Annotated in this window: 12 protein-coding genes; 5 read left to right on the plus strand and 7 right to left on the minus strand. The window is 71.9% G+C overall.

The genetic code is table 11. The features are described 5' to 3' along the window. The first annotated feature begins 59 nt into the window (after nt 1–59). Nucleotides 60–734: a hypothetical protein gene (locus VGR06_RS04455; RefSeq protein ID WP_327557655.1), complete on the plus strand. Its 675-nt coding sequence runs from the start codon at nt 60–62 to the stop codon at nt 732–734. A gap of 96 nt (nt 735–830) precedes the next feature. On the opposite strand, the gene VGR06_RS04460 is transcribed toward VGR06_RS04455, so the two are convergent. Beyond that, nucleotides 831–1,964, minus strand: a complete 1,134-nt coding sequence (locus VGR06_RS04460; RefSeq protein WP_327557656.1) for a site-2 protease family protein — start codon at nt 1,962–1,964, stop codon at nt 831–833. Between the two features lie 99 nt (nt 1,965–2,063). Here VGR06_RS04460 and VGR06_RS04465 point away from each other — a divergent pair, with 99 nt between their 5' ends. Continuing rightward, nucleotides 2,064–2,960: a RecB family exonuclease gene (locus VGR06_RS04465; RefSeq protein WP_327557657.1), complete on the plus strand. Its 897-nt coding sequence runs from the start codon at nt 2,064–2,066 to the stop codon at nt 2,958–2,960. 129 nt (nt 2,961–3,089) lie between these two features. Next, entirely contained in the window at nt 3,090–3,866 is a 777-nt protein-coding gene (locus VGR06_RS04470; protein WP_327557658.1) for a thioesterase family protein, read from the plus strand. 1 nt (nt 3,867) lies between these two features. On the opposite strand, the gene VGR06_RS04475 is transcribed toward VGR06_RS04470, so the two are convergent. The 6 genes from VGR06_RS04475 to metH are packed head-to-tail and all read right to left on the minus strand — an operon-like array spanning nt 3,868 to nt 9,714. Beyond that, nucleotides 3,868–3,990, minus strand: coding sequence for a hypothetical protein (locus tag VGR06_RS04475; RefSeq protein WP_327557659.1), 123 nt, complete (start codon nt 3,988–3,990; stop codon nt 3,868–3,870). Further along, a complete protein-coding gene (locus tag VGR06_RS04480) occupies nt 3,987–4,289 on the minus strand; it encodes a hypothetical protein (protein WP_327557660.1) in 303 nt (100 codons plus the stop codon). The genes VGR06_RS04475 and VGR06_RS04480 overlap by 4 nt, the downstream gene beginning before the upstream one ends. Nucleotides 4,290–4,348: 59 nt before the next feature. Further along, nucleotides 4,349–5,197: an ATP phosphoribosyltransferase gene (hisG, locus tag VGR06_RS04485; protein WP_327557667.1), complete on the minus strand. Its 849-nt coding sequence runs from the start codon at nt 5,195–5,197 to the stop codon at nt 4,349–4,351. 22 nt (nt 5,198–5,219) lie between these two features. After that, entirely contained in the window at nt 5,220–5,483 is a 264-nt protein-coding gene (locus tag VGR06_RS04490) for a phosphoribosyl-ATP diphosphatase (RefSeq protein WP_327557661.1), read from the minus strand. A 17-nt stretch (nt 5,484–5,500) separates the two neighbouring features. Beyond that, the gene (locus tag VGR06_RS04495; RefSeq protein WP_327557662.1) at nt 5,501–6,160 is read right to left on the minus strand and encodes an HAD family phosphatase; all 660 of its coding nucleotides are present in this window, start codon (nt 6,158–6,160) and stop codon (nt 5,501–5,503) included. Continuing rightward, a complete protein-coding gene (metH, locus tag VGR06_RS04500) occupies nt 6,157–9,714 on the minus strand; it encodes a methionine synthase (protein ID WP_327557663.1) in 3,558 nt (1,185 codons plus the stop codon). Before metH ends, VGR06_RS04495 begins: the two co-directional genes overlap by 4 nt. 51 nt (nt 9,715–9,765) lie before the next feature. Between metH and VGR06_RS04505 the strand changes: the two genes are divergently transcribed. Both VGR06_RS04505 and VGR06_RS04510 read left to right on the plus strand, forming a co-directional pair. Next, nucleotides 9,766–10,683 (plus strand): PAC2 family protein, encoded by a 918-nt coding sequence (locus VGR06_RS04505; protein ID WP_414637148.1) that lies wholly within the window; start codon nt 9,766–9,768, stop codon nt 10,681–10,683. Beyond that, nucleotides 10,680–11,849 carry an MFS transporter gene (locus VGR06_RS04510; protein WP_327557665.1) on the plus strand — a complete coding sequence of 390 codons (1,170 nt, stop codon included), beginning with the start codon at nt 10,680–10,682 and terminating at the stop codon, nt 11,847–11,849. Before VGR06_RS04505 ends, VGR06_RS04510 begins: the two co-directional genes overlap by 4 nt. The last annotated feature ends 429 nt before the right edge of the window (nt 11,850–12,278 follow it).

A 12,278-nucleotide genomic window follows, 5' to 3' on the forward strand; every position in this document is an offset into this window, starting at 1 on the left:
GTCCTTTCTGACGCCCAGTAGTCTTTCCACCGACACTGGACGATCATGCCGGGGAGATCATGTCGTATCAGCAGCCGCCGTACGGCCAGCAACCGGGACCGTACGGCCAGCCGAACTGGGGACCGCCAGGCTGGGGAGCGCCACCGCCCCCGAAGAAGCCACGCACCGGCCTGATCGTGAGCCTGATCATCGTGGTCGTCCTGGTGCTGGGCGGCGGGGGCGTCGGCATCTACTTTCTCGCCAAGGGCAGCGACAACCCGCCCGAACCCGGCGCCAGCACGGGCACGCCGGCCGCCGGCGGCGACCCGGAGAGGGTGGCCAACCGGTACGCCGAGCTGTACGCGGAGGCGGTCAACTCCGATCTTGAGGGGTTCGACGTCCGGGACTTCAAGCCGCTCATGTGCGCCAAGGACTACGACAACGTCCGCCGGGAGACCGACCGGACCCTCCGCGCCCGGGAGACCAGCCATCGCAAGCCGAGCCCCCGGCCCGAGGCCCAGCGCGTCACCATCGGCGTCAAGGACGTCAAGGTCAACGGCGACCATGGCACGTTCAAGCTGACCCGCAAGGAGCCCGGCAGCACCAGCTCGCCCCGGGACCTACCGCTCGACCTGCAGCGCGACGGCGACAACTGGCGGGTCTGCGGACTGTACAAGGACTCCCCGAGCACGAGCCGGCCGCCGACTCCGAGCACCTCCCGTCGCCTGCCGCCGCTGACGCCGCCGTCGTCCTGAACGGCAGTTGGCTGGGTGCGGTGAATGCGTCTTTCCTCACGCCCAGCGCGATGAAGGACGCATTCACCGCACCAACCCCACGCGCGTAGATCCCCCTCACGACGGGTAGGACTGCAGCGCCGCGCGCAGATCCTCGCGGCGCAGCACGCCGGCCGGGCGGCCCTCCTGGTCGACGACGAGGAACTGCCAGGCCGCGGTTTCCTGCACCCGCTCCAGGATGTCCTCTCCCGGCTCGGAGTCCAGCAGCACCGACTCCGGCCGGATCGGCTCGGCGGCGAACTCGGCGGGCGCCATCGGGGAGCGCATCGCAAGCTGCTCGGCGGCGTTGCGGTCGAGCAGCCCGGCGGCCACCCCGTCCGCCCGCACCAGCACCACCCCACGGCCGGCAGCGGCGGTGAGCGCGCTGGACACCGGGCTCTCCGCAGGCAGTTGCAGAATCGGACTGACCAGGTCGGCGAGCCGCAAACCCTGCGGCCAGGTGCGGCGCTGCTCGTGGGCGAGCTCGCCGCCGGCCCCGTCGATCACGAACCACGCGGTCAGCACGCACACCCCGAGGCGCAGCCAGCGGTCCGGGGTCTCGGTGGCCAGCCCCCACAGCGCCCAGACCACCAGCAGCCCGGCGACCAGCCAGCCGCCCACCACGGCGGCCCGGGTGCCGGCGCCGCGCCGGCCGGACAGCGCCCACACCCCGGCACGCAGCATCCGGCCGCCGTCCAGCGGCAGCCCGGGCAGCAGGTTGAACACCGCGACCGCGGTGTTGGCGAACGCGCACTCCAGCACCAGCAGCCAGATCGGCCCGTCCGCCGGGACGACCAGCAGGACCAGCCCGCACAACCCGGCGAGCAGCACCGACACCGCCGGGCCGGCCGCCGCGACCACGCCCTCGTGCGCCGGCCGGCGGGGCGTCCGGGCGATCTCCGAGAGCCCACCGAGCAGGAACAGCCGAACCCGCCGCACCGGCAGCCCCAGGCGCAGCGCCGCGACACAGTGCCCGAGCTCGTGGGCCAGCACCGAGGCCCCGAGCAGCACCGCGAAGGCCATCGCCAGGCTGACCGACACCACCGGCGCGGCGTCCGGCAGGAACCGGCTCACCAGCGGGGTGTAGAAGATCACCACGGCGACCGAGCCGAGCCACCACGACGGCGAGAGCAGCACGGGCACACCGCTGAACCGGAACAGCAGCACGCCGCCGTCCCGGCCGGCGGAGTCCCCCCAGCTCGTGGTGCTCACGCGTGCAGCCTAGGTGCACCGTTGTCAACACCGCATGCGGTGCGGACACGCCTGACCCGGATGGGCCGGGATGTCGGTGCCCTGGCTTAGGGTCGACGCATGACGGAGACCGCAGCGCCGCTCGTCGCCCCGGCGGACGCCGAGGTTCCCCGGCCCAGACGGCCTGCGCTGTCGCCGTCCCGGGCCAGCGACTTCAAGCACTGCCCGCTGCTCTACCGGTTCCGCGCGATCGACCGGCTGCCCGAGACGCCGACGCCGGTCCAGGTGCGCGGGATCGTGGTGCACGCCGTGCTGGAGGAGCTGTTCGGGCTGCCCGCCGAGGAGCGGCTGCCGGACCGGGCGCACGACCTGGTGGCACCGGCGTGGCGGCGGGTCCGCGAGGAACGGCCGGAGCTGGCCGAGCTGTTCGGCGCCGAGGACGACGGTCAGGCCGTGGCCTCCTGGCTGGCGTCCACGGGCGAGCTGCTGGACGGCTACTTCCGGCTGGAGGATCCGCGCCTGGTCCAGCCGGAGGCGCGCGAGCTGCTGGTGGAGACCGAGCTGGGCTCCGGCGTGCTGCTGCGCGGCTACATCGACCGGCTCGACGCCGCGCCCACCGGCGAGCTGCGCGTCGTCGACTACAAGAGCGGCACCGCGCCCCGGGAGTTCAACGAGGCCAAGGCGCTGTTCCAGATGAAGTTCTACGCGGTGGTGCTGTGGCGGCTGCGCGGCGTCGTGCCCCGGCAGCTGCGGCTGATGTACCTGGCCGACCGCCAGTCGCTGACCTACACGCCGGACGAGGCGGAGCTGGCCCGGTTCGAGCGCACCCTGGACGCGATCTGGCAGGCCATCCTCAAGGCCGGCAAGACCGGGGATTTCCGCCCGAACCCGGGAAGGCTGTGCGACTGGTGCTCGCACAAGGAGCGCTGCCCGGCCTTCGGCGGTACCCCGCCGGAGTATCCGGGCTGGCCGGAGCCCGACGCCGGCGAGGAGTCCGCTGTGGACCGGGCGGACTAGGAGCGGACGCGCGGCCGCGGCGCCGGCTGGACGGAGGAGCAGCGCAGGTGCGAGGACCGAGCACCGAGCAGCGCACGGAGGAAGCCGGCACCTTCTGCGGCCGGGCGGAAGCACCAGGAGGTACTGACCATGGGTGGCGCGTTCTACGAGCCGCTCGACGACGGCCGGTTCCGGTCAACGGGGCACACCGCGGGACCCTGGAACGCGGAGAGTCAGCATCTCGGCCCGCCGAGCGGTTTGCTGACCCGTGCGCTGGAAGGCGTGCCGGCCAACGGATCCTTCGCCATCGCCCGGGTGACGGTGGAGATCCTCGGGCCGGTGCCGGTCGCCGAGCTGGAAGTTCACGCTGAGATCGAGCGGCCGGGGCGCTCGGTCGAGCTCCTGTCCGCTGAGCTGCGTGCCGGCGAACGAACGGTGGCTCGTGCGCGGGCCTGGCGGATGCTGCGTTCGGACAGCGCCGCGGTCTCGGCCGGGTTCGGCGATCCGCTGCCGCCGCCGGAGACGGCGCAACCGTCGGGCCGTCCCGAGGGGTGGGGCTCCGGCTACCTGGACGCGATGGAGTGGCGGCCGCTGCGGGGCGACTTCGACGTGCCCGGCGCCGCCACCGTCTGGGCCCGTCAGCAGGTCGACCTGGTGGCCGGCGAGGCGCCCAGCGCGCTGCAGCGCCTGCTCACCGTGGCCGACACCGGCAACGGCATCTCCGCCCGGCTCGACCCGCGCCGGTGGTGGTTCATCAACACCGACCTGACCGTGCACCTCTACCGCGAACCCGAGGACGAGTGGATCGGGCTCGAAGCCAACACCGTGATCGGCCCGCACGGCGCCGGCACCGCACTGTCCACTTTGTACGACCGCACCGGCCCGGTCGCGGCCGGCGCCCAGGCCCTCCTGGTTCGCTCGCGGTGACCTACCGCCTGGATCCCCACAGCTCGGCGATCGTGCCTGCGAGAGGGGTGGTGAACCGCAGCTCGATGCCGCCCGACCAGTTGGCCCCGGCGATGCACAACCGGTTGGGCTTGTCCACCGTCATCCCGACCGAGCCCGCAGCGGATGGTCGTACGGGACGTCGACCCGCTTGGCACCGCCCGCCCACACCACGAGGCGGCGGCCGGTCAGCGCGACCGTCCCGGTCATCCATTCCCTGGCCCAGTTGGAGCTCTCGCCGGGCGCACGGTAGTTGCGGTAGGTGATCGAGCCACGGACGGCCTGGGCCAGCTCGAGCACGCCTTCGGCCGTGAGCGCGGCGCGCAACTCCTCGGGCGGACCCGCCGCGGGGCGCTCGAGCCGGCCCTTGGCGAGATGCTCGCCGAGGATCGTCATGGCGGCCACGCGCGTTCCGCCGTGCCGATCCGCAGGCCGTCCGCACCAGCCGGGTCCACGACCCAACACTAGAGCCGGCAGGAGCGGATGTCCGAAGCCAGCACCGCCTTGGCGCCGAGCGCGGCGAGCCGGTCCATGATCAGGTTGGCCTCGTGCCGCGGCACCAGCGCACGGACGGCCACCCAGTCCGGGGACGCCATCGGCGCCACGGTCGGCGACTCGATGCCCGGGGTGATCGTGATCGCCTCGTCCAGCAGCGACTTCGGGCAGTCGTAGTCCAGCATCAGGTACTGCTGCGCGAAGACCACGCCCTGCAACCGCGCGGCCAGCTGGTCCTTGGCCGCCGCGTCCGCGGAACCCTTGCGCTGCAACAGAACCGCCTCGGAGTGGCAGATCGGCTCACCGAACGGAATAAGGTTGTGCTGGCGCAGCGTGCGTCCCGAGCCGACCACGTCCGCGATCGCGTCCGCCACCCCGAGCTGGATCGAGATCTCGACCGCGCCGTCGAGCCTGATGACTTCGGCGGACACCCCGTTCACGGCCAGGTTGTCCCGCACCAGCCGCGGGTACGCGGTAGCCAGCCGCTTCCCGTTCAGGTCCGCGATCGTCCACTCCGGACCCCCCGCCGGCGCCGCGTACCGGAACGTCGACGACCCGAACCCCAACGCCAGCCGCTCGTCCACCGGCGCCCCCGAGTCCAGCGCCAGATCCCGCCCGGTGACCCCGAGGTCGAGGTCCCCCGACCCCACATAGATCGCAATATCCTTGGGCCGCAAGAAAAAGAACTCAACATTGTTCGTCGGGTCCAACACGGTCAGGTCCCGCGCCTCGTGCCGCTGCCGGTATCCCGCCTCCGTCAACATTTCCGACGCCGCCACCGCCAGCGAACCCTTGTTCGGCACCGCCACCCGCAACATCATGGACACAGTAGACACTCCCTCACAGGTACCGGTACACATCGTCCAGGGTGATCCCCCGCCCCAACATCAACACCTGCACCCGGTACAACAGCTGGGAAACCTCCTCCGCCAACCGCTCACCCGACTCATGCTCCGCGGCGATCCACACCTCGCCGGCCTCCTCCAACACCTTCTTCCCCTGCTCATGCACGCCCGCGTCGAGGGCCGCCACCGTCCCCGACCCACCCGGCCTCGCCCGCGCCCGCTCACCCAACTCGGCGAACAACTCGTCGAACGTCTTCACGAGCGTGATCCTCCCATTCAGGGCACAAGGGTCAGGTCGGGGATGGAGAGTCCGGTAAGGGACTCGCGGAAGATGCGGCGGGGGCCTGGAGGGACGGGGACCTCGCTGGGGATCGCGATGACGGTGCAGCCGGCGGATTCGGCGGATTGGGCGCCGGTTGGGGAGTCTTCGATGGCGAGGGTGTGGGTGGGGTTGACGCCGAGCAGGCGGGCGGCTGTGAGATAGGGGTCGGGGAGGGGTTTGTTGCGGCCATCCACCTCGTCGCCGCAGACGATCACGTCGAAATGGTGGCGGCCCAGGGTGTCGAGGGCCAGCTCGGTGAGGAAGCGTTCGGTGGAGGTGACCAACGCGGTGGGGAGGGCGGTGGCGCGGACCATCGCGAGGGCTTCGGGCGCGCCGGGTTGCCAGAGGAGGGGGCCGGCCATCAGTTCGGTCATGCGTTTGTCGATGAAGGCGGCGGTCTCGGCGCGTTCGGTGTCGTCGGGGGTGAGGCCGAGATCGTTGAACAGGATGTCGAGGGTGGTGGGGACGTTGCTGCCGACCATGGCCGCGCGGGCGGGCGCGGACAGCTGGCCGCCCAGCCGCTCGGCGGCCTCGAAGAGGGGGATGTCCCAGAGTTTCTCGGAGTCGAGGAGGGTGCCGTCCATGTCCCAGAGAACGGCGGCGGGCAACCTCATGTGTTGAAGTATTTGGCTTCGGGGTGGTGCAGGACGATCGCGTCGGTGGACTGCTCGGGGTGGAGTTGGAACTCCTCGGACAGTTTGACGCCGATGCGGTCGGGTTTGAGCAGGTCGACGATCTTGGTGCGGTCCTCGAGGTTCGGACAGGCGCCGTAGCCGAGGGAGAACCGGGCGCCGCGGTAGCCGAGCTTGAAGAACTCCTCGACGTCGGCCGGGTCCTCGGCGGCGACGGACGCGCCCGAGGGGAACCTGAGCTCCTCGCGGATGCGCAGGTGCCAGTACTCGGCGAGGGCCTCGGTGAGCTGGACGCCGAGGCCGTGTACCTCGAGGTAGTCGCGGTAGGCGTTGGCGTTGAACAGCTCCTGGGCGAAGTCGGCGATCGGCTGGCCCATGGTGACCAGGGTGAAGGCGACCACATCAACGTCACCGGTCCGAGCGCAGATTTCCCGCGGGCGGAAGAAGTCGGCCAGGCACAGCCGGCGTTCGCGGCGCTGGCGGGGGAAGGTGAACCGGAGCCGCTCGGGGGCGTCGACCTCCGGCGACGACAGAACCACCAGGTCGTCGCCCTCGGCCACACACGGGAAGTAGCCGTAGACGACGGCCGCGTGGTGCAGGACGCCGTCGGTGGTCAGCCGGTCCAGCCAGTAGCGCAGCCGCGGCCGGCCCTCGGTCTCCACCAGCTCCTCGTAGGACGGGCCGCTGCCGCTGCGCGCGCCGCGCAGCCCCCACTGGCCCATGAACGTCGCCCGCTCGTCCAGCAGCGCCGCGTAGTCGGCCACCGCGATGCCCTTGGCCACCTGGTCACCCCAGAACGGCGGCGCGGGGATCGGCAGGTCCACCGCGACGTCGGACCGCGCGGGCGGCGCCTTCTCCGCTTCGGAAACGGCGGCCTTGCGCGCCTCGGCGATCCGCAGCGAGCGCTGCCGGCGGGCCCGGCGCTCCTCCGCCTTGGCCTTCAGCTCCTCGTCGATCAGCGGCGACTCGCCCCGCTTGGCGGCCATGATCGCGTCCATCAGCCGCAGGCCCTCGAACGCGTCCCGGGCGTAGCGGACCTCACCGAGGTAGACCTCGGTGAGGTCGTTCTCCACGTAGGCGCGGGTCAACGCGGCGCCGCCGAGGAGAACCGGCCAGCGGGCGGCCACCCCGCGGGAGTTCATCTCCTCGAGGTTCTCCTTCATGATCACCGTGGACTTGACCAGCAGCCCGGACAGGCCGATCACGTCGGCGCGGTGGTCCTCCGCGGCCTCCAGGATCGTCGAGATCGGCTGCTTGATGCCGATGTTGACGACCTCGTAGCCGTTGTTGGACAGGATGATGTCCACCAGGTTCTTGCCGATGTCGTGCACGTCGCCCTTGACCGTGGCGAGCACGATGCGGCCCTTGCCGCCGTCGTCGGACTTCTCCATGTGCGGCTCGAGGTAGGCCACCGCGGCCTTCATCACCTCGGCGGACTGCAGCACGAACGGCAGCTGCATCTGCCCGGACCCGAACAGCTCACCCACGGTCCTCATGCCGGCCAGCAGCGTGTCGTTGATGATCTCCAGCGCCGGCCGCTGCTCGAGGGCGGCGTCGAGGTCGGCCTCCAGGCCGTTGCGCTCGCCGTCGACGATGCGCCGCGGCAGCCGCTCGAACAGCGGCAGCGCGGCCAGCTCCTCGGCCCGGGACGCCTTCGACGAGGACACCGTGGCGCCCTCGAACAGCTCCATCAGCCTCTGCAGCGGGTCGTAGCCCTCCCGCCGCCGGTCGTACACCAGGTCCAGCGCGACCGCGCGGTGCTCGTCGGGGATCCGCGCCATGGGCAGGATCTTGGACGCGTGCACGATCGCGGTGTCCAGTCCGGCCTGCACGCACTCGTGCAGGAACACCGAGTTGAGCACCTGCCGGGCGGCCGCGTTCAGTCCGAAGGAGATGTTCGAGAGGCCCAGCGTGGTCTGGACCTCCGGATAGCGCCGCTTGAGCTCCCGGATCGCCCCGATGGTCTCGATGGCGTCCTTGCGGACCTCCTCCTGGCCGGTGGAGATCGGGAACGTCAGGCAGTCCACGATGATGTCGCTGACCTGCATGCCCCAGTTCGTGGTCAGGTCCTCGATCAGCCGGGCGGCGACCCGCACCTTCCAGTCCGCGGTGCGTGCCTGCCCCTCCTCGTCGATGCACAGCGCCACCACCGCGGCCCCGTGCTCGCGGACGATCTCCATGGTGCGCTGGAACCGCGAGCCCGGCCCGGCGCCGTCCTCGTAGTTCACCGAGTTGACCGCGCACCGGCCACCGAGCCGCTCCAGGCCGGCCCGGAGCACCTCCGGCTCGGTGGAGTCGAGCATGATCGGCAGCGTGGAGGCGGTGGCGAACCGGCCGGCCAGCTCCGCCATGTCCGCGGCCCCGTCGCGGCCGACGTAGTCGACGCAGAGGTCGAGCATGTGCGCGCCGTCGCGGGTCTGCGCGCGGGCGATCTCCACGCAGTCCTCGAACCGGCCCTCGAGCATGGCCTCGCGGAACGCCTTGGAGCCGTTGGCGTTGGTGCGCTCCCCGATCATCAGCACGGACGCGTCCTGCTCGAACGGAACCGCCTGGTACAGCGAGGAGACCCCGGGCTCGGGGCGCGGCCGGCGGTCCAGTGGCGCCAGGTCGCGCATCGCGTCCACGATCGCCCGCACGTGCTCGGCGTTCGAGCCGCAGCAGCCGCCGACCAGCCGGACCCCGAACTCCCGCACGAACGTCGCCAGCGCCTCGGCCAGCTCGTCCGGGCCCAGCGGGTACACCGCACCGGACGGCCCGAGGATCGGCAGGCCGGCGTTGGGCATGACGGACAGCGGAATGCGCGCGTGCTTGGACAGCGTGCGCAGGTGCTCGCTCATCTCCGCCGGCCCGGTGGAGCAGTTCAACCCGATCAGGTCGATGCCGAGCGGCTCCAGGGCGGCCAGCGCCGCGCCGATCTCGGTGCCGAGCAGCATGGTGCCGGTGGTCTCCACGGCGACCTGCATGATGATCGGAACCGGGCGGCCCTCGGCGGCCATCGCCCGCTTCGCGCCGGTGATCGCCGACTTGGCCTGCAGCAGGTCCTGCGAGGTCTCCACGATCACCGCGTCCACGCCGCCGGCGAGCAGCCCGCGGACCTCCTCGACGTAGGCGTCCCGCAGCGCCGTGAACGGGGCGTGCCCCAGGGTGGGCAGCTTCGTGCCGGGTCCGACCGAACCGAGCACGAACCGCGGCCGGTCCGGCGTGGCGAACTCGTCGGCGACCTCGCGGGCCAGCCGGGCGCCCGCCTCGGACAGCTCCCGGATGCGCTCGGGGATGTCGTACTCCGCCAGGTTCGGCAGGTTCGCCCCGAAGGTGTTGGTCTCCACCGCGTCCGCGCCGGCCTCGAAGTAACCCCGGTGCACCGAGCGGACCACGTCCGGCCGGGTCACGTTGAGGATCTCGTTGCACCCCTCCAGCCCGGCGAAGTCGTCCAGCGTCAGGGACGCCTCCTGCAGCGCGGTACCCATCGCGCCGTCGGCCACCAACACGCCGTCGCGCAACGCCGTGAGCAGGGCCGAACTGGGGTTTTCTGGCATGGTCACAGCCTACGATCTCCGGCTTGGCGGTTCGGGTCGTAGGCTTACCGGGTGACCGATCCGGACCAGCACCCCGCGGCCGAACCCGAGCCCACGGATGCCCACGAACCCCTCGTTGAGCCTGTCATGGTAGCCGCATTCGAGGGCTGGAACGACGCCGGGGACGCGGCGAGCACGGCCATCGAGCACCTGCAGCTGACCTGGGACGCGACGCCGCTGGTGGACATCGATCCGGATGACTACTACGACTTCCAGGTGACCAGGCCCACAGTCCGCATGGTGGACGGGGTGACCCGCCGGGTCGAGTGGCCGACCACCCGGCTGTCGGTCTGCCGCCCGCCGGGCGCGAACCGGCACGTGGTTCTCATGCACGGCATCGAGCCCAACATGCGCTGGCGGAAGTTCTGTGGAGAGCTGCTGTACCACGTGGACCGGCTGGGCGTGACCACGGTGGTGACGCTGGGCGCGCTGCTCGCCGACACCCCGCACACCCGGCCGGTGCCGGTCACCGGGACGGCCTACGACGCGACGTCGGCGGCGCAGTTCGGGCTGGAGCGGTCCCGCTACGAGGGGCCGACCGGCATCGTCGGGGTGCTGCAGGACGCCTGCGTGCAGGCCGGCGTGCCGGCGATCTCGATCTGGGCCGCGGTGCCGCATTACGTGTCCCAGCCGCCCTCCCCGAAGGCCACTTTGGCTCTGCTGCACCGGGTTGAGGAGGTGCTCGACGTCGAGGTGCCGCTCGGCGGGCTGCCGGAGCAGGCCGAGGAGTGGCAGCGCACGGTCAGCGAGATGGCCGACGAGGACGAGGACGTGCGCAACTACGTGCGGGCGCTGGAGGAGCGGGGCGACGCGGAGACCCCGCTGAACGAGACCAGCGGCGAGGCGATCGCCGCGGACTTCGAGCGCTACCTGCGCCGGCGGCGGCCGGGCGGGCCGACGATCGGCGGTTCCGGGCAGTCCGGGGTGTGACCCGGGGCTCGGTTCGGCGCCGGCTGGCCGTAGCGGGGCTCTATGCCGGCGGCTTTCTCGGGCCGTTCGGCGGTGGGGTCACCGTCTCGATGCTGCCCGAACTCGGGCACGACTTCGGCGTGTCCACCGCGGCCGCGACCGCCTCGCTGACCGCGTACCTGATCCCGTTCGCGGCGTTGATGCTGGTCAGCGGCACGTTGGGGGCGCGCTGGGGGCAGCGGCGCAGCATCGTCACCGCGTACCTGGTGTACGTGGTGAGCTCGCTGGCGTGCGCGGTCTCGTCGTGGTGGCCGCTGTTCCTGACCGGGCGGGTGGTGCAGGGCGCGGCGAACGCGTTCACCACGCCGCTGCTGCTGGCCGCGGTGGCCGCGGCGACCCCGCGGGATCGGCTGGGGCGGGCGCTGGGGTTGTTCGCGTCGTTGCAGGCGGCCGGGCAGACCAGCGCGCCGCTGCTCGGCGGGCTGGCCGCGGAATGGACCTGGCGGGCGGCGTTCTTCGGGGTGGCGCTGGTGGCCGCGACGCTGGCGGTGGCCGGGTTGCCGGCGGAGATGCCCGAGCGCGACGGCGGCGAGCCGGTGCGGCTGCGCACGGCGTGGCGGCCGGCGGTGCTGCTGGTGGGCGTGGTGGCGCTGGTCGGCTGGGGGTGTCTGGGCGGGGTGTCGTTCCTGGTGGCGTTCCGGATGCAGGACGTCTTCGGGCTCGGGGCCGGGGCGCGTGGCCTGCTGCTGACCGGATTCGGGGTGCTCGGGCTGGTCAGCGCCCGGCTGGTGGGGCGGCTGATCGACCGGATCGGCGGGCGGCGCTCGGCGGTGATCGGAGCGCTGTGCGGGGCGGTGCCGGTGGCCCTGGTCGGGGTGCTGCCGTGGCTCGCGGTGGTGGCCGTGCTGTGGGCGCTGGCCGGGGTCGCCGCGCAGTTCCTGCTGGTCGGCGTGAACGCGCTGATCCTGTCCGGGGAGGGCGGCAACCGGGCCGGGGCGGTGTCGGTGGTGCAGGCGTTCCGGTTCACCGGCGCGGCCCTGTCACCGGTCGCGTTCACCCCGGTCTACCACGCATGGGCGGCCGGAGCCTTCCTGCTTCCGGCTCTGCTGCTGGCAATCGTCGCACCGGCCGGGCTGGCGGCCAGGCGACGCGTTGATCTTCCGGCCAGCCCGTCCCCCCGGAATTGAATGCGGTGGTTACGTCCCAGCGAACGGTGCGGAAATCCGGTGGGATCGTGGCTGGGTGGGGCTGGTGGGGCCACGAGTGAGTGGCGGCAGGGTTCATGATCACTGCTTGGGGGACGGAAGTGCTTGAATTTCGGGCACTTCCGTCCCCAAACGGTGGTCTTGCCGGCAAGACCGGTGTTTCGGGCTCAACCGGTGACGATGGCCCACCCCCCAGCCCACACCCGAAAAGATCAACCGAACCCGATTGCACCCCAGCCAACCCGCCAACGCGATGGGAAAGACCAGCTCCGGCCCACCCGGGCCGCGAACCGGCCCCGCAGCCTTGGTCCTCGCCCCCGCCGCCCGGGCACCGCAGCCCCACCACCCCCGCCCCGTCCCCCCGTCCTTGCCTTCCCTAAACCCAGCCACAGCCGAAACCGCCACCCGCCA

The sequence above is a fragment of the Actinophytocola sp. genome, assembly GCF_036002505.1.
Classification (GTDB): domain Bacteria; phylum Actinomycetota; class Actinomycetes; order Mycobacteriales; family Pseudonocardiaceae; genus DASYTH01.

Coding starts and splice junctions, on each gene's coding strand:
- VGR06_RS04475 (WP_327557659.1), bottom strand. CDS start 3,990: ATGACGGTGGACAAGCCCAACCGGTTGTGCATCGCCGGGGCCAACTGG.
- VGR06_RS04495 (WP_327557662.1), bottom strand. CDS start 6,160: ATGAGGTTGCCCGCCGCCGTTCTCTGGGACATGGACGGCACCCTCCTC.
- VGR06_RS04465 (WP_327557657.1), top strand. CDS start 2,064: ATGACGGAGACCGCAGCGCCGCTCGTCGCCCCGGCGGACGCCGAGGTT.
- metH (WP_327557663.1), bottom strand. CDS start 9,714: ATGCCAGAAAACCCCAGTTCGGCCCTGCTCACGGCGTTGCGCGACGGC.
- VGR06_RS04470 (WP_327557658.1), top strand. CDS start 3,090: ATGGGTGGCGCGTTCTACGAGCCGCTCGACGACGGCCGGTTCCGGTCA.
- hisG (WP_327557667.1), bottom strand. CDS start 5,197: ATGTTGCGGGTGGCGGTGCCGAACAAGGGTTCGCTGGCGGTGGCGGCG.
- VGR06_RS04455 (WP_327557655.1), top strand. CDS start 60: ATGTCGTATCAGCAGCCGCCGTACGGCCAGCAACCGGGACCGTACGGC.